Origin of the sequence: Xenorhabdus budapestensis (assembly GCF_002632465.1) — a bacterium.
GTDB classification, from domain to species: Bacteria; Pseudomonadota; Gammaproteobacteria; order Enterobacterales; family Enterobacteriaceae; genus Xenorhabdus; species Xenorhabdus budapestensis.
On record NZ_NIBS01000009.1, the window covers coordinates 60,404 to 81,137 of the forward strand.

18 protein-coding genes are annotated in these 20,734 nt (G+C 41.1%); 10 read left to right on the top strand and 8 right to left on the bottom strand.

Annotated elements, in window-relative coordinates; all coding sequences use genetic code 11:
• Positions 1 to 51 precede the first annotated feature (51 nt).
• Positions 52 to 738, bottom strand: a complete 687-nt coding sequence (locus Xbud_RS10130; protein WP_099135957.1) for a helix-turn-helix transcriptional regulator — start codon at positions 736 to 738, stop codon at positions 52 to 54.
• Positions 739 to 893: 155 nt separating this feature from the next.
• Positions 894 to 1,184: an amidase family protein gene (locus Xbud_RS10135; protein WP_099135958.1), complete on the bottom strand. Its 291-nt coding sequence runs from the start codon at positions 1,182 to 1,184 to the stop codon at positions 894 to 896.
• A 590-nt stretch (positions 1,185 to 1,774) separates the two neighbouring features.
• Here Xbud_RS10135 and Xbud_RS10140 point away from each other — a divergent pair.
• The 4 genes from Xbud_RS10140 to Xbud_RS10160 all read left to right on the top strand — a co-directional run bounded on the left by Xbud_RS10140 (position 1,775) and on the right by Xbud_RS10160 (position 5,710).
• Positions 1,775 to 2,398 (top strand): CDP-alcohol phosphatidyltransferase family protein, encoded by a 624-nt coding sequence (locus tag Xbud_RS10140; protein WP_099135959.1) that lies wholly within the window; start codon positions 1,775 to 1,777, stop codon positions 2,396 to 2,398.
• A gap of 537 nt (positions 2,399 to 2,935) precedes the next feature.
• Positions 2,936 to 4,678, top strand: a complete 1,743-nt coding sequence (gene dauA, locus Xbud_RS10150; protein WP_099135961.1) for a C4-dicarboxylic acid transporter DauA — start codon at positions 2,936 to 2,938, stop codon at positions 4,676 to 4,678.
• A 309-nt stretch (positions 4,679 to 4,987) separates the two neighbouring features.
• Complete coding sequence (locus Xbud_RS10155; RefSeq protein ID WP_099135962.1) at positions 4,988 to 5,320, top strand: hypothetical protein; 333 nt, start codon at positions 4,988 to 4,990, stop codon at positions 5,318 to 5,320.
• Positions 5,321 to 5,365: 45 nt separating this feature from the next.
• Positions 5,366 to 5,710, top strand: a complete 345-nt coding sequence (locus tag Xbud_RS10160; protein ID WP_099135963.1) for a hypothetical protein — start codon at positions 5,366 to 5,368, stop codon at positions 5,708 to 5,710.
• A gap of 381 nt (positions 5,711 to 6,091) precedes the next feature.
• On the opposite strand, the gene kdsA is transcribed toward Xbud_RS10160, so the two are convergent.
• From kdsA to hemA, 5 genes are all read right to left on the bottom strand, one after another.
• A complete protein-coding gene (gene kdsA, locus Xbud_RS10165) occupies positions 6,092 to 6,946 on the bottom strand; it encodes a 3-deoxy-8-phosphooctulonate synthase (protein ID WP_099135964.1) in 855 nt (284 codons plus the stop codon).
• 137 nt (positions 6,947 to 7,083) lie between these two features.
• Positions 7,084 to 7,893 carry an invasion regulator SirB1 gene (gene sirB1, locus Xbud_RS10170; protein ID WP_099135965.1) on the bottom strand — a complete coding sequence of 270 codons (810 nt, stop codon included), beginning with the start codon at positions 7,891 to 7,893 and terminating at the stop codon, positions 7,084 to 7,086.
• Complete coding sequence (gene prmC, locus Xbud_RS10175; RefSeq protein ID WP_099135966.1) at positions 7,877 to 8,764, bottom strand: peptide chain release factor N(5)-glutamine methyltransferase; 888 nt, start codon at positions 8,762 to 8,764, stop codon at positions 7,877 to 7,879. The genes sirB1 and prmC overlap by 17 nt, the downstream gene beginning before the upstream one ends.
• Before the next feature lie 17 nt (positions 8,765 to 8,781).
• The gene (prfA, locus tag Xbud_RS10180) at positions 8,782 to 9,864 is read right to left on the bottom strand and encodes a peptide chain release factor 1 (RefSeq protein WP_099135967.1); all 1,083 of its coding nucleotides are present in this window, start codon (positions 9,862 to 9,864) and stop codon (positions 8,782 to 8,784) included.
• 30 nt (positions 9,865 to 9,894) lie between these two features.
• Positions 9,895 to 11,157: a glutamyl-tRNA reductase gene (gene hemA / locus Xbud_RS10185; protein ID WP_099135968.1), complete on the bottom strand. Its 1,263-nt coding sequence runs from the start codon at positions 11,155 to 11,157 to the stop codon at positions 9,895 to 9,897.
• 262 nt (positions 11,158 to 11,419) lie between these two features.
• Here hemA and lolB point away from each other — a divergent pair, with 262 nt between their 5' ends.
• The 5 genes from lolB (at position 11,420) to Xbud_RS10215 (ending at position 19,263) form a co-directional block, all read left to right on the top strand.
• A complete protein-coding gene (gene lolB, locus Xbud_RS10190) occupies positions 11,420 to 12,040 on the top strand; it encodes a lipoprotein insertase outer membrane protein LolB (RefSeq protein WP_099135969.1) in 621 nt (206 codons plus the stop codon).
• Complete coding sequence (gene ispE, locus Xbud_RS10195) at positions 12,037 to 12,933, top strand: 4-(cytidine 5'-diphospho)-2-C-methyl-D-erythritol kinase (protein WP_099135970.1); 897 nt, start codon at positions 12,037 to 12,039, stop codon at positions 12,931 to 12,933. The genes lolB and ispE overlap by 4 nt, the downstream gene beginning before the upstream one ends.
• Positions 12,934 to 13,122: 189 nt before the next feature.
• Positions 13,123 to 14,070: a ribose-phosphate pyrophosphokinase gene (locus Xbud_RS10205; protein WP_145956624.1), complete on the top strand. Its 948-nt coding sequence runs from the start codon at positions 13,123 to 13,125 to the stop codon at positions 14,068 to 14,070.
• Positions 14,071 to 14,902: 832 nt separating this feature from the next.
• The gene (locus tag Xbud_RS10210) at positions 14,903 to 16,936 is read left to right on the top strand and encodes an autotransporter outer membrane beta-barrel domain-containing protein (RefSeq protein WP_099135972.1); all 2,034 of its coding nucleotides are present in this window, start codon (positions 14,903 to 14,905) and stop codon (positions 16,934 to 16,936) included.
• 338 nt (positions 16,937 to 17,274) lie between these two features.
• Entirely contained in the window at positions 17,275 to 19,263 is a 1,989-nt protein-coding gene (locus Xbud_RS10215; protein ID WP_099135973.1) for an autotransporter domain-containing protein, read from the top strand.
• A gap of 224 nt (positions 19,264 to 19,487) precedes the next feature.
• Here Xbud_RS10215 and ychH read toward each other — a convergent pair whose 3' ends face one another.
• Positions 19,488 to 19,766, bottom strand: coding sequence for a stress-induced protein YchH (gene ychH / locus Xbud_RS10220; RefSeq protein WP_099135974.1), 279 nt, complete (start codon positions 19,764 to 19,766; stop codon positions 19,488 to 19,490).
• A gap of 268 nt (positions 19,767 to 20,034) precedes the next feature.
• Here ychH and pth point away from each other — a divergent pair, with 268 nt between their 5' ends.
• The gene (gene pth, locus Xbud_RS10225) at positions 20,035 to 20,625 is read left to right on the top strand and encodes an aminoacyl-tRNA hydrolase (protein WP_099135975.1); all 591 of its coding nucleotides are present in this window, start codon (positions 20,035 to 20,037) and stop codon (positions 20,623 to 20,625) included.
• The last annotated feature ends 109 nt before the right edge of the window (positions 20,626 to 20,734 follow it).

Consider the following 20,734-nt stretch of genomic DNA (forward strand, 5'->3'; position numbering starts at 1 on the left):
TAGTTGTAAAATATCAATACCAAGTGACAGTTTTTGTCAGCAGCCTTCTGGTTAGCAAGTTATTTTTTCAAATTCCCGCCACTCCTTCAGTAAAGATTGCCTTGAACGAGGGTAACACTGCCTTTCCACCTTCAGACTCATTATTCTGTCTGACCTGAAATGACGGAATGCTTCTCGTAATTCACACCAACCAATTACGATACTGATATTTTCAAAGTACCCCAACGCGAATGGCCAAATCGTTCTTTCAGACTCATTATCTTTTAGATCTAAATAAACGAAGGTAACTTTAAGCCTGGTACGGATCGCCTGCCTTATAGACTGAATATCGATCACGGGTTGAATAGTTGTTGCCGCTGGCCCAATTAATAAAGTATTGTTCTCTAAAAGTTGCTTCAATTCTGTTGGGATAACAGCCGCAATTTTACTGACAACGCTGTTTGCCGATTCTCTTAGTTGTGGATCAGCACGCTTGGCTACCCAATTGGCGCCTAATGCCAGTGCTTCTATTTCATTTTGAGTAAACATTAGTGGCGGCAAAACAAAACCCGGTCTCAAGACATACCCTATTCCCGGCTCACCTTCGATAATCGCGCCCTGCTCCTGCAAAGTAGCAATATCCCGATAAAGTGTTCTTAAACTAATATTCATTTTTTGTGCCAATACTTTCCCCTGCACAGGAAAATGATAACTACGTAACATTTCCATTAGAGATAATAAACGCTGTGCTCTGGACAATTCTCTATTCCTATTTAATTTGTTCAAAATAATCTAATAAATCATAAGCCAATTACTGAAATTAACTCAACTGAAACGCTGAAAGCATAATAGCCCTGCTTAAATAAACAAGGCTATTTATGTTTAAGTATATCTTGTGTATCTACCTGGCCTGATCAAGCTGTCACTAGTGGACGACGCCCTTTCCAAGGCATTGCTTGCTCCAGTTGTGCAGAAACCTGAAGCACTGTGGCTTCATCACCATAGCGGCCGACGAGTTGTATACCGATAGGACGCCCGCGGGATGGTTTCAGCCCCACAACGCCGCAACAGGAGGCAGGGATCCGGATAGAGCCTGCTCCGTCACTGGCTTCTCCGATGGGAACAATGCGGGCAGCAACGGCCGCTGCCGTACCACCGATAGACCCTCCGGCAGTAATGCCTTCTTTGCCGGTGTACCTTTCCATTGAGTAACCAGTTCTTTAAGTAAGAATGGTACACCGGCAAAGAGGGCATTATGATCGACAGAAGCAGCGGCCTCTCTGCCAAGATCATATAGCTTGTGGACTACAGCATTAAGCTCAGGATTAAGTCGTTCAATACACGTAACAGCCGCTTCCACCAGTTCCACAGGTGTTACCTCCCCCTGCTTCACCAACTTGGCTAAATCAAGCGCATCCGATTCCGTGTAGGTGTTAATAAGACTTTCAGTTACAGTCATACTCCCTCCTATCGAATAGAGACAAATCTACTTGTAATACTTATCGCTTTATCTATTTCATATTATATTGGTCTATACTTTTTATTTTCCGAATTGTACCTTTATGAATTGTAACTTGTAATTTTTAGATATATTCAACCAAATTTATATATGAATTATAAATAAAGACCTTTTCAGCCGATTTAGGCTAGGACTATCTTATTTATTGTCAATGGCGGGCTTAACAGGCATGAGATGACTTATTTTTATAATTATATTTTCCCGCACATAAACATTTGACATTACACTTTATATTAATAAAACTAACGGTTTTACCTCTAAAGGATTTAGGGAACAATGACTATATATGATTTAAAACCCCGTTTTCAGAACCTGTTGCGCCCTATCGTCATTCATCTTCATCGGCGAGAATGCACAGCCAATCAGGTCACATTGACTGCGCTGTTTTTGTCAATTTTTATTGGCTTGTTACTAAGTTTGTTTCCCTCTCCCCATCTCTATTGGATCCTGCCTATTTTTCTTTTTATTCGTATGGCACTGAATGCCATTGATGGCATGTTGGCGCGGGAACACAACCAAAAATCTCATTTGGGAGCCATTTATAATGAATTGGGGGATATCATTTCTGATGTGGCTCTTTATCTCCCTTTTTGTTTTTTACCTCATGTCAACAGTATCAGTCTGCTGCTTATTCTGTTTCTTACCATTCTGACTGAATTTATTGGCATATTGGCGCAAACAATCGGCGCATCACGGCGTTATGACGGTCCGATGGGGAAAAGTGACCGGGCTTTTGTCTTTGGGGTTTATGGATTGGTTATTGCAATTTTTCCCTCAGCTTTAGATTGGAGCAGTTATTTGTTTCCTATTGTAGCCATTTTACTCTTGATAACTTGCTATAACCGGGTCGTCAGAGCACTAAATGAAATCAGGCTGATCGAACAATCACAATCCAAATAGGCTTTCACATGATGCAGACATTCAATCAGCACATTGTTGAAAAACACTATTTCACCACATCTGATAATATTTCTCTGTTTTATCGTTACTAGTCACCGCCGTAAATAGCAGATTTACGGCTCATCTCATTGAATTAATTTCTCCAATGGTTTTAGTATCGACTCAACAACACTAACATCTCATTGATATGACAAGCCATAATCCCATTTTTGATTGAATGTTTCTTTATTATAGGTTTTAAATAATCTATCCCATACCAAAAATATAAAAGCATAATTTGTGTTATTATTTTCGGGTAATTTATCATGATGAGGTTCATGCTCAATAAACGAACAAGTATAAAAATACTGAACACATTCTTTCACTGTGAAATTATTAAAAAACACCATTCATTTGATTTTTATTTATTCAACGCTAATCTATCAGATAACTTTTTGACGTATAACACCTTTATTAGACGATAAAAGCAGTATCCTTGTACTAATTACTTATTTTAGTCCACTGTGTGGGCAGCTTATTTTTAGGTCTTATATTAAAATGAATACTCGTAAAATTAATGGCATACGGTTATTTAGTGCGTTTATTGACTCCTGTTGGAAGGAATCTTATTCTTTTTCCCGTTTTATCAAAGATGCTATTGCCGGGATCACTGTTGGTGTTATTGCCATTCCTCTGGCAATGGCTCTGGCAATAGGGAGTGGAGTTGCACCTCAATATGGGCTGTATACAGCCGCCATCGCGGGTATGATTATTGCCATTACAGGCGGTTCACGTTATAGCGTTTCCGGACCAACGGCTGCTTTTGTGGTCATTCTTTATCCTGTATCACAGCAATTTGGTTTGAGTGGCTTGCTGATAGCAACACTTATGTCTGGTATTATCCTGATTGTGATGGGATTAGCACGTTTTGGTCGGCTTATTGAGTACATCCCTCTATCCGTTACACTTGGATTTACTTCTGGTATTGCTATCACCATCGCCACAATGCAGATACAAAATTTCTTTGGCCTGCAACTCACCCATATCCCCGAAAATTATATTGATAAAATTATTGCTCTCTCTCAATCTCTCCCTTCATTTCAGTTGAGTGATACGCTTATTGGCCTTACCACTCTTCTGATACTGATTTTCTGGCCTAAATTAGGCTTCAAGTTACCAGGTCATCTACCTGCCTTGGCTGCGGGCACAGCTATAATGGGATTGATGCACCTATTGGGGCATGATGTCGCCACTATCGGCTCTTCGTTTAGTTACACACTGGAGGATGGAACACAAGGTCAGGGCATTCCGCCAATCCTTCCTCAATTTGTACTGCCATGGAATTTACCTGGTTCAAGTTCTTCCGATATTAGCTGGAATACCGTCTCTGCGTTACTGCCCGCAGCCTTTTCAATGGCTATGCTGGGTGCTATTGAATCATTATTATGTGCAGTCATTCTTGACGGCATGACAGGGGAAAAACATCACTCCAACAGCGAGCTACTTGGACAGGGATTAGGTAATATTGTTGCACCTTTTTTTGGAGGCATTACTGCAACTGCAGCTATTGCCCGCTCAGCCGCCAATGTGCGTGCAGGTGCAACCTCCCCTATTGCCACAGTCATTCACTCCTTGCTGGTATTATTGGCACTGTTATTTTTGGCCCCAATGCTCTCATACTTACCTTTAGCGGCAATGTCTGCGATTTTACTGATCGTGGCCTGGAATATGAGTGAAGCTCACAAGGTTGTGGATTTAATTCGTCATGCCCCCAGAGATGACATCGTGGTGATGCTGCTGTGTCTGTCATTAACGGTGTTGTTTGATATGGTGATAGCAATTACTGTTGGCATTGTTCTGGCATCACTTCTGTTTATGCGCAAAATTGCCAACATGACCCGAATTAGTACCTCAGCAATGACAGATACTGAACAGGGGTTATTAGTTGTCCGGATTAACGGCCCTCTTTTCTTCGCTGCTGCCGAGCGCATTTTTACTGAATTGAAAGAAAAAAGTGCGGAATATCAGATCATTATTATGCAGTGGGATGCTGTCCCTGTTCTGGATGCCGGCGGGCTACATGCTTTTCAGGGTTTTGTGCGCGAAATGGCGAAAGAACAGAAGCACGTTGTAGTCTGTGACATTCCTTTCCAACCATTGAAAACACTGGCAAGAGCAAAAATCGTACCCATTGAGAGACAACTTAGTTTTTATGCTACCTTACCCAAAGCATTAAAAGAGATGAAGTTTAATTATTCTCCTGAAATTTGTATTTCAGCAGAAAAAACCAGCCATTGTTAAGATTCTTTTGGTTTATCCAAATAGGCATCAAACTGATTCAGTGGAACCATTTTTTTACGGGGTTGTCCATAACATTCATTGCTTTAGCGGCTTAAACTATCTGGGGTGACAACAATCTTGACAATTACCGTTTATAGCCTATCTTTAATAATACACCTTCATTCCACACTTCATTCATAATTTATTGCTTTCATTAAGAACTAACGTGTGTGCAAAATACATATAAACACTTAGAGTTCAAAATATTATAGATATAGCTGCGGAATGTCGGATGTAAAGTTTCTATTTTTCACTATTAAGGGAAACATCATGGAAAGAACATTTTATAACAATGCAGAAATACCTATTATTGTAGTTCTTAGGGGAGACTATCTGGACTCTAGCAGTATTGCTTCAGTCTTCAAGAAAATAATCCAACCTAAAGAAACAGTAACTTTTTCCGTTCATGGAGACTATATATCGAGACTTGAGTTTATTGTAGACCAGGAGGAAATTGAATTTAATATGAGTTTAAGAGTTCTGGAGAAAGTGCCGAAAATAACTAATCTTTTAAAATATGAAAAATTCGTTCTTAATTATAAGGAAATAAATGAAATTATTCCACCTGAATATTTTCAGATTTCTATAATTCCAATGATTTAATCACAATATAATATCGCTTAACATAACTAACAGGGGAGTTATGAAATGGATAATACTCTTCATTTTAATCCTGATAGGTATATAGCTAACTATACTGAATTCAATTTTCACGTATCTATATACCTTTACTTCAATAAAAATATACCATTCTCAACAAAATATATAGAAGCTAATAAGTGGGTGTCCTTTAAGATTCCAACTCTTCCTATAGTAACTGGCATAGAATTTAAAAGTGTTACAAATGCATTACAACTGCGATATTTTGCACGCTCTATAGGATCAAAAAATCTTATGTCTATTTTTGAAAAACCAAGCATTCATCTTCATCAAGGAAGAGACGTTGAATTTTATTTTTATTTAACAAGTTACGTTCCTGAGGAACAAAGTTAATTTTATTTATATTTTTCAATCGATAAATATTAATTAATGCCAATCTATCCGAGATAAAAGCTAGCATATTGATATCATATCCAAGAACATATTAATTTTAACACAAATTTCTCAGCCATATTATAATGGGGTAATGAATCATTCATCGCTCCATTAAAATAAAAAATCTCTGTATATTCTGTGTAAAATTTAACATTTCAAACTTTTGGTTATCGGTCAGCTTTTTTATCTACGGGTAATTTAACCATTGACTTTAGAGGTCTAAAAAATCAATCATACGGCTTTCAAGCTGCAATTTGAAAAACAACGGATATACAAAAGCGGTTACAATAATATTTATCTGTAACCGCATATTACTCAATATTTCAATCGATTAAATTATTACTTACTGGTATTCAATGCCGGGAAACCTTTCACTACATCATCAACCGCTTTCATCTGCACCAAGAATGGCTCCAGTTTTGCCAATGGTAATGCAGATGGGCCATCGCATTTTGCATTTTCTGGATCCGAATGTGCTTCAAGGAACAAACCAGCAATTCCCACTGCCATTCCCGCACGAGCCAATTCAGCAACCTGCCCGCGGCGGCCACCGGAAGCTGCACCGAATGGGTCACGGCACTGCAAAGAATGAGTTACGTCAAAAATCACAGGTGAACCATTGGTCGCTTGTTTCATCACACCAAAACCCAACATATCAACAACCAAATTATCATAACCGAAGTTACTACCACGGTCACACAGGATCACCTGTTCATTACCACCTTCTTTGAATTTTTCCACAATATTGCCCATTTGCCCCGGACTAACAAATTGTGGTTTTTTAACATTAATCACAGCTCCGGTTTTCGCCATCGCTTCAACCAGATCAGTCTGACGGGCAAGGAAAGCCGGAAGCTGGATAACATCAACCACTTCAGCCACAGGTTGAGCTTGTGCAGGTTCATGTATATCAGTGATGATTTTTACGCCGAAAGTCTGTTTCAGTTCCTGAAAAATTTTCATTCCCTCTTCCAGACCAGGGCCACGATAAGAGTGGATAGAAGAACGGTTAGCCTTATCAAAAGATGCTTTGAAAACATAAGGAATGCCCAGTTTTTGTGTCACTGTGACATAGTGCTCACAAATCTGCATGGCCAAATCCCGTGACTCAAGAACGTTCATGCCACCAAACAATACAAATGGCAGATTATTTGCGACCTTAATATCACCAATATTAACCACTTTCTGTTGCATGCTTATACCTTCTGTTGTTAAGCGCAAATAAATTTGCTGTATTAATAAAACATAAAATCAGGTGCAGACATTTTGTCATCGCACGATAAGTGCTATTTAATTAAATACTATTTAAATTAAGTACTATTTAAATACTGTTAATGCAGTACTATTGGCGGTTGCTCTATAGAGTTAAGCTGCATTTTTATCATCTCTGAAATTGGGTCTTCAGGACAATGCTCCACAAAGTAACTCAAATCCGAAACAGCGATATGATTACAATCAAGCTGAGCATAAATAAGCCCACGATCACGGATTTCATACGGGTCATCGGGGTCAAACATCAATACGACCTCACTGGCTTTGAGTGCAAGTTCCATTTTTTTCTCTTCCATTAAAGAAACTTTGATCGTATCTGTAATCTTGCGCACGATGCTGCTGTTATCCGCTTCCTGCAAATCTTTCTTTTCCAACCGAACAGTCGGGCCAATGTTACCTTTCAACCAAACATCAAGGGTATGCTCATTAAGAGTCTCCCCATTCATGGGATTAATGAACCACGTAGGCTGATCAGGTAAATCGATGCGTAATATCAACTGCGTTGGAAATATTACCGGCTGTACAGGCATTGCCAATGCTTGAGCAATATGAGCAAACAGCGTACCCAGCGCAACTGGAGCGCCTTGACGTGAATGAAGTACACTATCCAACCATAAAGTATCCGATAGACAGTACACCCCATTTGCCCCACCAAATTTCCATTCCCGATAAAAAAGTGTCAGCAATGATTGCAATTTTGCCCTGGTATCATTGACTGAAGAAAGTACCTGCCGCGCTTCGTCAACCAACACAGTTAACTGCTCTGCCACTGAAATTTGTGGGAAATCAGGACGAATAGCCTTTGTAACCAAAATAATACCATCAATCAGAGGAGCATTATTGAATTCATAATTAGCTATGGGGTTCATTTTTATTCCATCGACCTACCGTGATACGTTCATTACCACCATAATCTTGAAAAGTCGCTATCTGATGATAACCCTTCTCTAAAAACAGGCTCCTAACAACAGCTCCCTGTTTCCAGCCATGTTCCAGTAACAGCCATCCATTCGGTAATAAAAAATGGCGGGCTTGTTCCACAATTGCCTTTAAATCTGCCAGACCATTGTGGGCAGCAATCAATGCAGTAGCTGGTTCAAACCTGACATCTCCCTCTTGCAGATGAGGGTCATTCTCGTCTATATACGGAGGATTACTAACAATCATATCAAATTGTCTGTCACCCACTGCAGAAAACCACTCACTTTGTAAAAAATTCACATTGTGAATTACGAGTTGTGAAACGATTTCCCCTGTATTAATTTTTTCCACATTATATTTCGCCAGTGCGACTGCCTCAGGATTGATATCAACCCCTGTCACATGGCAATCACGTCTCTCACTTGCTAATGCCAGAGCAATTGCCCCCGTTCCTGTACCAAGATCCAGAATTTTTGCGGGCGTTTCCGGCAACAACTCCAGCGCTTTTTCAACCAGGCACTCAGTATCAGGGCGTGGGATCAGCGTTGCTGATGATACGGTAAGCGGCAATGACCAGAACTCTTTTTCACCCACAATATAAGCAATCGGCTCACCTTGCATACGGCGAGCCAATAAATCATCGAGCTTGTGAGATTCTTCCTCTGAAATGAAAGTTTCACTGAAAGCAATCAGATAGGTGCGGGAACGTCCTGTCACGTATCCCAACAGGATTTCCGCATCACGTTTAGGGCTGTCACTATCAGGCAAGTTATCAGACAACTGAGCCGCTGCGTATTGTAGCCAAAGTTGATAATTCATTAATCCTGCTCTGATAGTTATTCCTGTTCTGATAGGGCAGATAACTGATCGGCCTGATATTCGGTAATGATTGGCTGGATCAACATATCCAGTTTACCCTCCATCACTTCATCAAGACGGTATAACGTCAAGTTGATGCGATGATCAGTAACTCGTCCCTGCGGAAAGTTATAGGTACGGTTGCGATCTGAACGGTCACCAGAACCAAGAAGATTACGACGTTCTGAGGCCTCTGCTTCTTGACGTTTCTGCTCCTCAGCGGCACGAATGCGAGCAGCCAGTACAGACAAAGCTTTAGCCTTGTTTTTGTGCTGTGAGCGCTCATCCTGACATTCCACCACAATCCCTGTCGGAATATGGGTAATTCGAATAGCTGAATCGGTGGTATTAACGTGCTGTCCTCCGGCACCAGAAGAGCGGTAAGTATCAATTTTTAAATCACCGGGGCTGATTTCCGGCAATTCGGCTTCCGGAATTTCCGGCAGAACCGCAACAGTACAGGCAGAAGTATGAATACGACCCTGAGATTCTGTTTCCGGTACACGCTGAACACGGTGACCACCTGATTCAAATTTCAAATGACCATAGACCTGATCTCCTGAAACTTTCGCAATGATCTCTTTGTAACCACCATGCTCACCTTCGTTGGTGCTCATAATTTCTACTTTCCAACGACGGGCTTCAGCATAGCGGCTATACATACGGAACAGATCTCCTGCAAAGATTGCAGCTTCATCACCACCTGTTCCTGCACGGACTTCAAGAAAACAGTTCCGTTCATCATCCGGATCTTTGGGTAACAGCAACAACTGTAGCTGCTGCTCCAACTCTTCATTACGAACTTTTGCGTCCTTAAGTTCTTCCTGCGCCATTTCCCGCATTTCGGGGTCATCAAGCATCATCTCAGCAGTCTGTATATCATCCTGAATCGTTTTCCAGGCTTTAAAACAGCCAGTTACATCAGTAAGTTGTGCATATTCCTTTGATAATGCGCGAAAACGCTCTTGATCAGCGATCACATCGGCGTCACCGAGATGAGCCAAAACTTCTTCATAGCGTTCTTGCAATGCTTCCAGTTTAGAGACAATAGAAGGCTTCATTCGTAATATCAGACCTTATTTAAAATAGGGTTAGTTGTGATCCAGCCCAAGGCTGTCCCGCAAGAGATTCAAGCGCTCAAAATCGCCATCGCTGGCAGCCTGTTGGAGTGATTTAGTCGGTATATGGATCAGACGATTCGTCAACTGGTGAGTCAATTGGTTGATGACCTGCTCTGCATCAGCACCTTGCCGTATGGATATTAATGCTTTTGCAGTCATTTCAGCCCTGATTTTTTCTGCCTGTTCCCGATATTCGCGAATTGTATTGACTGCTCCCTGGGAACGCAACCAATCCATAAAATGAGTGCTCTCTTGTTGTACAATTCCTTCAGCAATCACAGCAGCAGCTTTGCGCTGGGCAAGATTTTGCTGAATGATAGCCTGTAAGTCATCAACACTGTACAGGTAAACGTCACTCAATTTCTCAACATCCGGTTCAATATCGCGGGGAACAGCAATATCAACCAGTAACATAGGTTGATTACGACGTAATTTTAATGCCCGTTCAACCATACCTTTGCCAATAATCGGTAAAGGGCTAGCAGTAGAACTGATCACAATATCAGCTTCTGCCAGACGGGTATCAATTTCTGGCAGAGAAATAACTTCAGCATTAACCTCATTGGCCAGTGCATGTGCCCGTTCCTTCGTGCGATTGGCAATTATTATACGATTTACCTGATGTTCCTTAAGATGGCGTGCCACAAGCTCAATAGTTTCTCCTGCCCCCACCAGCAGAATATTTAATTGAGAGAGAGATTCGAAAATCTGTCGTGCGAGTGTACAGGCTGCAAAAGCGACAGAAACCGCATTAGCGCCAATCTCTGTTTCGGTTCTCACTCGTTTGGCAACAGAAAACGATTTTTGGAACAGACGTTCCAACTCTCCTGACAAAGATTGGTAGTTCTGTGACTCGGCAAAAGCTTTTTTCACCTGCCCTAAAATCTGCGGCTCTCCAAGCACCAGTGAGTCCAGGCCGCTAGCAACTCTCATTAAGTGGCTGACTGCTTCACTATCAAGATGCCAGTAAAGGCTTGTACTAAGCTCTTCAGGATTAAGTTGATGGTATTCACATAACCAATCGATCAATTGCTCTTTTAGATTATCCTGCTGCTCGACACTGAGATAGAGTTCCGTGCGGTTGCAGGTTGACAACACAACACCACCCCGCACCAACGGTTGCTGAAGCAGGTTATCAAGCGCAAGCCCTATCGTATCTGGAGAAAAGGCTACCCGCTCACGTAAGGAAACAGGCGCTGTTTTATGATTTATACCGAGTGCTAATAAAGTCATCTTAACTGCGTTGAGTTATCACGAGTATAATTCCATGACAATATTAATAATCATTCTCATAAACCTATACCCTTCATAAGGACTCTCATTGGTCGAGCATTCTACTTGATGCGACAATTCAATAAAAGTCAATCGAACAGTTCCGCTGTAATTATTCGAGAAATTTTGGCAAAACTTCGCTAAATTATCCCCTTGATTATAGACTTTGATGGCACATTAGTTCGCCACCAGACCATTTTGTCTGTCTGCCAAAGGTTACTGTATGAAAATAGCATTATTTTTTCGTTTACTTCCTCTCTCCGCTGTTTTGCTGACGGCCTGTACTGTTACGCAAGCACCGGTCGGGACAGGGTCAGCAAATTCTCCGCAATGGAATGATCGCAAACAACAACTACAAAATTTAAAGCATTATCAGACACGAGGTTCTTTTGCTTACCTGGCAAATGAAAAAAAAGTGTATGCCCGTTTTTTCTGGCAACAATATGCCGTTAATAATTACAAACTGCTGCTACTTAATCCATTAGGAACAACCGAGTTGGAATTATTTGTCCAATCAAATATGATCCAGATTACTGATAATGAAGGAAAGAAATATATCAGTGATAATCCTGAAGAGTTGATTTATCAACTCACCCATATGAACATCCCTTTAGATAATCTGAAAAACTGGATTATCGGCCTGCCCGGAAATGCCAAAAATTTCCAGCTAGATAAAAACTATCTGCTCAAATCCATAAGCGATAGCGCAAGTAATGAAGTCTGGCAAATAAATTACCAAGGATACGACACTTCAATCACTCCCGCATTGCCAAACCGACTGGAACTCACTCAGGGCAATAACCGTATCAAATTAAAAATGGATAACTGGACTACCCAAGAATGACTTTGACCTGGCCTTCCCCGGCAAAATTAAATTTATTTTTATATATCACCGGACAACGCCCTGATGGTTACCACGAACTGCAAACGCTGTTTCAGTTTCTGGACTACGGTGATGAAATTACTATTACTCCCCGTCAGGATAACCAAATTCGCCTGTTAACTGCTGTTGAAGGCGTAGCATATGACGATAACCTGACCGTGCGTGCTGCCCGTTTATTACAGAGCCATTTATTAAAAGGCCATTTATTACAAGGCAATAACAAACTTCCAATTGCCAGCCCATATCTGGGAGCAGATATCCATATTAATAAACGTCTGCCAATAGGCGGTGGGCTGGGTGGAGGTTCTTCCAATGCAGCAACCGTGCTTATCGCCCTGAATTACCACTGGCAAGCCAATTTATCTGATGATGAGCTGGCACAACTTGGCCTCAAACTGGGAGCAGATGTTCCGGTATTTATCAAAGGCCACGCCGCTTTTGCAGAAGGTATCGGGGAAAAACTTCAACCAGCCTCTCCGGAAGAGAAATGGTTTCTGGTTGCCCATCCTGGAATTGAGATTTCAACCCCGACAATCTTCACAGATCCTGAATTAAAAAGAAATTCTCCGATCCGCGCTTTATCCGTATTATTACAGGCGCCATTCAAAAATGATTGTGAACCAATCGCAAGAAAACGTTTTCGTAAGGTTGAACAGCTTCTTTCATGGCTGTTAGAATATACCCCGTCACGCCTGACCGGAACTGGTGCATGTATTTTCGGCGAGTTCGAATCAGAAGCATCAGCCCGTAAGGTGTTTAATCAAGCCCCAGAGTGGATGCAGGGCTTTGTTGCGCGTGGCGTTAACATTTCACCATTGCATACATTCCGCTCTGGGATAAAAACATATTATTGAACCAATGAATAATTATACCCAACAGATTTCGAGTTACATCGCGGCGGAAAGAGAACAAATCCTTGGGAGCATAGATAATTATGTGACCAGGGTGAGTGAACGCAGCCAACAAAGAGGCAACTTGAAAGATAAAGGTAATGTTCAATTGGTCAACAATATCTCTCTGGACGCAAGCCTGAGGTTTTTCTCGTGCCCGATATGAAGCTTTTTGCTGGTAATGCCATCCCTGAACTAGCACAACATGTTGCCAACCGTCTGTACACAAGCCTGGGAGACGCTGCTGTCGGTCGTTTTAGCGACGGTGAAGTCAGTGTTCAAATCAACGAAAATGTACGCGGTGGCGATGTATTCATCATCCAGTCCACTTGTGCACCAACCAATGATAACCTAATGGAATTAGTCGTTATGGTCGACGCACTGCGTCGCGCTTCTGCCGGACGTATTACCGCTGTAATTCCTTACTTCGGTTATGCTCGTCAGGATCGTCGTGTTCGTTCAGCACGTGTGCCTATCACTGCCAAAGTCGTTGCGGACTTTTTGTCCAGCGTTGGTGTAGACCGTGTTCTCACGGTTGACCTGCACGCCGAGCAGATCCAAGGTTTCTTTGATGTTCCGGTTGATAATGTATTTGGTAGCCCAATTCTTCTGGAAGATATGCTCCAGAAAGATTTGGAAAACCCGATTGTTGTATCTCCAGACATTGGTGGTGTCGTTCGCGCCCGTGCTATTGCTAAACTGTTGAATGATACCGATATGGCTATTATTGATAAACGCCGACCACGTGCGAACGTTTCTCAAGTTATGCACATTATTGGTGATGTCGCTGGCCGTGATTGTATTCTGGTTGATGACATGATCGACACAGGTGGCACTCTGTGTAAGGCTGCTGAGGCATTGAAAGAGCGCGGAGCGAAGCGGGTGTTTGCTTATGCAACCCACCCTATTTTCTCTGGTAATGCTGTAGAAAACATCAAGAACTCAATGATAGATGAATTTATTGTCTGTGACACAATTCCTCTGTCTGCTGAGGTCAAGGCGTTGAACAAAGTTCGTACTCTGACACTGTCTGGCATGCTTGCTGAAGCAATCCGCCGTATCAGCAATGAAGAGTCAATCTCTGCAATGTTTGAACACTAAGGTATAGTACAGTGCAGATTTTGAGCACAAACTTATACAAGTGATTAAATAAGTCATCGTTGAAAAAACCCGTTGGTGCACCTGTATCAACGGGTTTTTCTGTTTTCTCTAATCCATGAGTTTAATAATTTCAAATAGTTTTAATTAAAAGACGGGATATTTATAACGTTAAAATAATTATTCATATCAATTAGTTAATTAATTTTACAAACATCATATTAGACAAAACAACAACCTGAATATAAGAACAGAAAAAAACCAACCTCATAACAGCTTAATAAATCATCTGGTACGTCCAGTAATTAACGTGAGTAACAATACTGGTATGGTGCCATGGATACTGCTAACCTGTCGGCCGTTTTCTGCTATGCCTTGTAAGGTATTGATGGTGAAGAATTGATATCCATTTCCGAAATACCTTCAAAAAAGCATGAATGACAAAAAATAGATAAGTCACACAACAATTATTTTGTTAAATATTTTTCATCAGAAAAGTCAAAATTCTCTAATGAAATTAACTTTAGATTAAATAATACAACATTGATTGCCACTTTAGTCCGGTTAATGAAAAGTATAAACACCAAATATTTTTTAGAACACATTATATACAAATAAACCAATGCGATATGGAATATTGTTAACAAGGAATCAGTATTTAATCCAAAGAGTTGTTATCAATAGGTTAACAGCCTGACTAATAGTATATCAATTTAAAATATTCAACCCATCAGCACCTCAAAATCTGACGAAGGGGCGTCAATCAGGCTTTGCTATTAGATGTCGATACGCTGATAAATGATAAATAAGAAAAACTACTTTAAGGAGAATGCTAATGAAAAAGGCATTTTTATTCACACCTGCACTGTTAGCGCTTTCAATCAACGCCGTTTCTAATGCTCATGCTTATGATAAGGTCTATGTTTTTGGAGATAGCTTAAGTGACACCGGAAATAGTAAGACAGATAAACTGGATATAGAACGCTTTACAACAGATGGAAAAAGTGAGCAACTTTATGCTGGGTATATTGCTCGGAAACTTACTGGCAGCGAATTAATACCTTCAAATGAAGGTGGAACTAATTATGCCAAAGGTGGGGCGACTTCTATTTGGGAATTAAATCCTAAAACCCCTGATAATACAACAAACAAACAAGTCAGCAGCTATCTGAAAAGTAATAAGCGAGCAGATCCTAATGGTATCTATATCCATTGGGTTGGTGGTAATGATCTTGCTGCGGCTTTGATAGCTGGTCAGAAGAATCCTTCTATTGCACACGATATTGTGCAAAAAAGTGCAAGTGCAGCCGCAGGACAAATTACACAGTTGGTAGACGCTGGAGCCGGATTGGTTATTGCACCAACCGTGCCTGATGTAGGTACAACGCCTAGACTTCTCGAAACAGTGCTCAAACAAGGTTTAGAAGACTACAAAATTGACAATGCTACAATCGAGTATACTCTGAAAGAAGTGCATCAGAGAATTAATATGCATGATATCCCCAGCGGTGCCGCCCGTGAGTTTGCTTTGCAACAATTATTTAAAGAATTATCGAAAAAGGCCGAACAGATACTAAAGGAAAAACCATTAAAGTCTGGCAAAAAGCCATTATCTGCTGCTGAAATTGAAAAAGAACTTACAAAGGGATATAAAAAGGCCAGCGAGGGTGCAACAAAACTCACCGATTTTTATAATAAGATAGTTGAAGATCAAATCAGCCAGAGCAATGGCAATATCCTGCGTGCTGATATTAACGGTCTGCTACATGAAGTAATCGACAACCCTTATATTTATGGTATTCAAAATACATTAGGTTACGCCTGCCCTCAGGGACAATCAGCTAGTGTATGTAGCTCCGATAAAGATAAAAATCCTGGATTTAATAAAGACAGAGAGTTTTTATTCTCTGATGAATTCCATCCTACCCCATTTGCACACAAAATTCAGGGGCAATATATCGAATCCATTTATGTCGCCCCATCACAAGTAATGACCCTGAACCAAATCAACCGTGCCCCGGTTAAGGGTGCTCGAGCTTCCCTTGATGGCCACCTGCAACAACTGCGCAGCGGGGGCAATGAACTGGGGAAATTTGGCGTATTCGGTGGCTATAGCGGCAGCCGTAATAACACGTTTACATTAGGTAGCGATTATCAACTGACAGAAGGCTTGTTACTGGGTGCACTATATTCTAACGACAAAACTGAACACTCCCCTACCTCTAATTTCACCTATAATGGGAATGCCCATGTAGCAACCGCCTATGGATTGTGGAACGTGTTTAATAACGCATGGTTAAGTGGTGATCTCCATTATGCCCGTATTAATTACGATAGCCTGACCCGTAGTATCCAACTTGGTGAAGCTACCCGCAGAGAATCAGGCTCAACCACAGGTAAACAATGGGGTGCCCGTTTTGCAGCAGGTTGGGATATCCCTGTCGCTGACGTCGTCACCACCAGCCCGATCATCCAGTTCGCCTGGGATAAAGGTGATATAAAAGGCTACCGTGAATCCGGCAACAATAGTACTTCCATGAACTTTAGTGACCAGAACTACACGTCTAAAGTGGGTACATTAGGTTGGCGTGTAGATACCCAATTGGGCCGTTTCAACCCTTATGCATCTGTTCAGTTTAATCACCAGTTCGGCGATACCCATTTCAAACTGCGCAGTGCCATTAATTCCACTAAAACATCGTTTGTTATGGATAGCGGCAAACAAAGCAAAAACTGGCGTCAATATACAGTAGGGGCGAACGCTAATCTGTTCGGTAACGTACGTGGCTTCGCTTCCGTAACCCGTAATGAAGGCAGCACGCAAGATCCTAGCTACAACTTCAATCTGGGTATCAATACCAGCTTCTAATGTTGTGCATGTAATAAAGTGATGTATCTGATAAAACCATCGCAATAACACGCGTAACGCTTCAAAAGCGCAAGGAAAATGAAATCTCCTTGCGCTTTTGTATTCCTATCATGCTTTTTTCTCATCGTTCAACCTACGTATACATACGCCTGCATGGTGTTGACTTTTAGTATATATAGCCAGAAGTAATATCAGATAGAAATTATCAAAGGGATCAGCTCTCAACCAAAGAATACATAAACCGATAGGTTCGAGAAAAAATCAAAATAAATACCCCTTAAATATTCAAGGTTTTGTGCTGACTGCAAAGTAATGGCTACATTGACCGGGGAATTCAAATGAAAAAAGCACATTTAAGAATATCAGTGACAACAATATTTTTGGTTAATTTCATTACAAACGCCTATGCTTACGACAATGTCTATGTTTTTGGTGATAGCCTGAGTGACGGGGGAAATTATAGCCGTTTTACAACGGACGGAGCCAATAGCGAACTGTACGATGAGTATATTTCTCATCAACTTACTGGTAAGAAATTAATCCCTTCTAACGAAAAAGGAACTAATTACGCTCAGGGAGGTTCAACAGCCCTACCGATGCCACGGCAAGATCCTTATTTGAATATTCTTCAGCCAAATACTAAAGAACAACTTAATGATTACCTCAAACAACATAACGGAAAAGCCGATCCAAATGGTATCTATATTCACTGGGTAGGCGGTAACGATCTTGCTGAGGCTTTAGTTGCCGATCAGGATGACTTTTCTAAATCACATGAAATTGTCAATACTAGTGCCAATGCTACCACAGAGCAAATCAATCAACTCATTAAAGCTGGTGCTGGACTCATTATTGTACCTACTGCTCCCGATGTGGGAATGACACCTAAATTGTTAGAAACATTGATTAAAAATAGCTTAGAAAAAATAGGTTCTTCTAAAGAGAGGATCCAAGAAATTCTGGATAAAGTTCATAAGAAAATTGACCAGTATGATATCCCCAGTGATAAAGCCCGCAAATTCGCCCTTAAAAAAATATTTGAAGAATTAGCTAAAAAAGCCCAGGAGGAACTTGGAATACCCGCTGAAATAATTGAAAAAAAACTGACTGAGGCCTATGAAAAAACCAATAAAAATGCCTCAGAGCTTACTGATATTTATAATAAAGTGATAGATGATAAAATCAGCCAGAATAATGGCAATCTCCTGCGTGCAGATGTCAATGCTCTGATGCGTGAAGTGATGGCAAATCCCTACATTTATGGCATTCAAAATACATTAGGTTATGCCTGCCCTCAGGGAAAATTAGCCAGTAGTTGTTCTTCTAAAGATAAAGAGTTTAATAAAGACAGAGAGTTTTTATTCTCCGATAGTTTCCATCCAACACCATTAGGGCATCAAGTTATTGGCCAATACATTGCCTCTATTTATATAGCCCCATCACTTGTGATGTCACTGACTCAAGTTAACCGACTCGCGGTTAAAGGTGTTCGGGCTTCCCTTGATGGTCATCTGCAACAACTTCGCAACGGAGGTAATCCACAGGGGAAAATCGGTGTTTTTGGTGGTTACACAAACAGTGGTAACCATGTTCTTACATTGGGTAGCGACTACCAACTAACAGATAGTCTGTTACTGGGCGCAGTATATTCTAACTACCAAGATGAACGTACCCTCGCCTCCAGGTTCACCTATGAGGGGCGTGGTCATGTTGTGACTACTTATGGCTTATGGAATCTCTATAACAATACATGGTTAAGTGGCGATCTCCATTATTCACGAATAAATTACGATAGCCTGACTCGTAGTATCCAGCTTGGCAAAGCGACCCGCAGAGAAGTCGGATCAACAACGGGTAAACAATGGGGTATTCGTCTTACGGCTGGTTGGGATATTCCTGTCACTAAGGTCATCACCACTAGCCCAATTATCCAGTACACCTGGGATAAAGGTAATATAAAAGGTTACCGTGAATCCGGTAACTACAGCACCTCCATGCACTTTTCTGATCAGAAATACACTTCCAAAGTAGGCTCTCTCGGCTGGCGTGTAGATACTCAGTTAGGTCGTTTCAACCCGTATGCTTCTGTTCAGTTTAATCACCAGTTCGGCGATACCCATTTCAAACTGCGCAGTGCCATTAATTCCACCAAAACATCGTTTGTTGTGGATAGCGGCAAACAGAGTAAAGACTGGCGTCAATATACAGTGGGAATCAATGCTGACTTTTTAAAAAGTTTACACGGGTTTGCTGCCGTAACACGCAACGAGGGAAGTGCCCAGGAGCCTGATTACAATTTCAGCCTGGGTATTAATGCCAGCTTTTAGCGCTAGTTGTATGTATACCTTTTGCCTTTCAAGTTGCAGCCAACAAGACTGCAACTTGAAATCTATTGGGCGTATGATAAAAATCTACAGTGCAGAGAGCTGACTCGATTTATATTATAAATCGAGTCAGTTAAAAAGTGAGGTATTCGTTTCATATTATGTGTTTGTTATATCGTGTGTTACGTCAAAATCAGCAACATTTAAAAAATATAACGTAATAAGAATTATGAATGTTTATGTTGTTTTTTACGGCGATAACGCTCATCATAGTTCTTCAACCACCAATACTTATCGGTAACCTGCTCCCGCCCTCCGAGACTGGCTCCCCCCAGCCAAATCAATGCACCAACAAATAACCCCATTAGTGCGACTCCTGCCAAAAATTCAGATTCACTAAAACTGAATATGTGGCTGAGTAAGACATAGGCTAAACTGATAAGCATTGCCATCATGCCTAATCCCATAAAAATATTACCCAGAATAAAGGCTTTTTTACGTCTCATAACCAACCTCCAATACTTTTTGTGAACGTAGTTTGTGAACGCAATTTGTCAACAAACGAACTCAAAAGCACGAAAGCAGATACCTCCTTTCGGACATTATAGCCATAATATCTGAGAGGTTATTGCGCTGACGATCACAAGCTGTACGATTTTTAACTTATTTCCCCTTTATTATCTAATATCACAATGGGTTTTGTACTCAAGCCTTCAGGCGGGTAAACTAAGCCTCTTTTTTTAATACCTTAATGCCAATAAGCGAAATCAAACTGTGAGTAATATAAAATTAATCGTTGGTCTGGCAAACCCCGGGGCTGAATATGCACAGACCCGACATAATGCAGGAGCATGGTTTGTCGATTTATTAGCACAACGCCATAATCAGCCCTTAAAAGAAGAGAGTAAATTTTTTGGTTATACCGCTCGTATCTATATGAATGGGCAAGATGTCCGTCTGCTTGTGCCAACGACATTTATGAACCTCAGTGGTAAGTCTGTTCTTGCTTTAGCCGGGTTCTACCGCATCCAGCCAAATGAAATTCTGGTTGCACACGATGAGCTTGATCTTCCCCCCGGTGTCGCAAAAATGAAGCTAGGTGGCAGCAATGGTGGGCATAACGGCCTGAAAGATATCCAGAGCAAATTTGGCAACAATCCTAATTTTCATCGTCTGCGTATTGGCATCGGCCATCCGGGTGATAAAAACAAAGTTGTGGGATTTGTTCTCGGCAAGCCCCCCGCCAATGAACAGAAACTGATTGATGATGCTATTGCTGAAGCTCTCAGCTGTACTGACATTCTGATGAAAGATGGTATGAATAAAGCCATTAATCGCCTGCACACTTTTAAAGCCAGCACTTAACAGATCCGGGCAGGGCAAACGGGTCTAAATTGCTCAATGTGATTAGCGGAGTATATTCAGTACAGAGAAATAGGAATAATCGCCGTTTGTGATTTATCATTAGCAACCT

Coding starts and splice junctions, on each gene's coding strand:
- prmC (WP_099135966.1), bottom strand. CDS start 8,764: ATGAATTATCAACTTTGGCTACAATACGCAGCGGCTCAGTTGTCTGAT.
- lolB (WP_099135969.1), top strand. CDS start 11,420: ATGAAAATAGCATTATTTTTTCGTTTACTTCCTCTCTCCGCTGTTTTG.
- ychH (WP_099135974.1), bottom strand. CDS start 19,766: ATGAGACGTAAAAAAGCCTTTATTCTGGGTAATATTTTTATGGGATTA.
- ispE (WP_099135970.1), top strand. CDS start 12,037: ATGACTTTGACCTGGCCTTCCCCGGCAAAATTAAATTTATTTTTATAT.
- kdsA (WP_099135964.1), bottom strand. CDS start 6,946: ATGCAACAGAAAGTGGTTAATATTGGTGATATTAAGGTCGCAAATAAT.
- prfA (WP_099135967.1), bottom strand. CDS start 9,864: ATGAAGCCTTCTATTGTCTCTAAACTGGAAGCATTGCAAGAACGCTAT.
- sirB1 (WP_099135965.1), bottom strand. CDS start 7,893: ATGAACCCCATAGCTAATTATGAATTCAATAATGCTCCTCTGATTGAT.
- Xbud_RS10155 (WP_099135962.1), top strand. CDS start 4,988: ATGGAAAGAACATTTTATAACAATGCAGAAATACCTATTATTGTAGTT.
- hemA (WP_099135968.1), bottom strand. CDS start 11,157: ATGACTTTATTAGCACTCGGTATAAATCATAAAACAGCGCCTGTTTCC.
- Xbud_RS10135 (WP_099135958.1), bottom strand. CDS start 1,184: ATGGAAAGGTACACCGGCAAAGAAGGCATTACTGCCGGAGGGTCTATC.
- Xbud_RS10140 (WP_099135959.1), top strand. CDS start 1,775: ATGACTATATATGATTTAAAACCCCGTTTTCAGAACCTGTTGCGCCCT.
- dauA (WP_099135961.1), top strand. CDS start 2,936: ATGAATACTCGTAAAATTAATGGCATACGGTTATTTAGTGCGTTTATT.
- Xbud_RS10215 (WP_099135973.1), top strand. CDS start 17,275: ATGAAAAAAGCACATTTAAGAATATCAGTGACAACAATATTTTTGGTT.
- Xbud_RS10160 (WP_099135963.1), top strand. CDS start 5,366: ATGGATAATACTCTTCATTTTAATCCTGATAGGTATATAGCTAACTAT.
- Xbud_RS10210 (WP_099135972.1), top strand. CDS start 14,903: ATGAAAAAGGCATTTTTATTCACACCTGCACTGTTAGCGCTTTCAATC.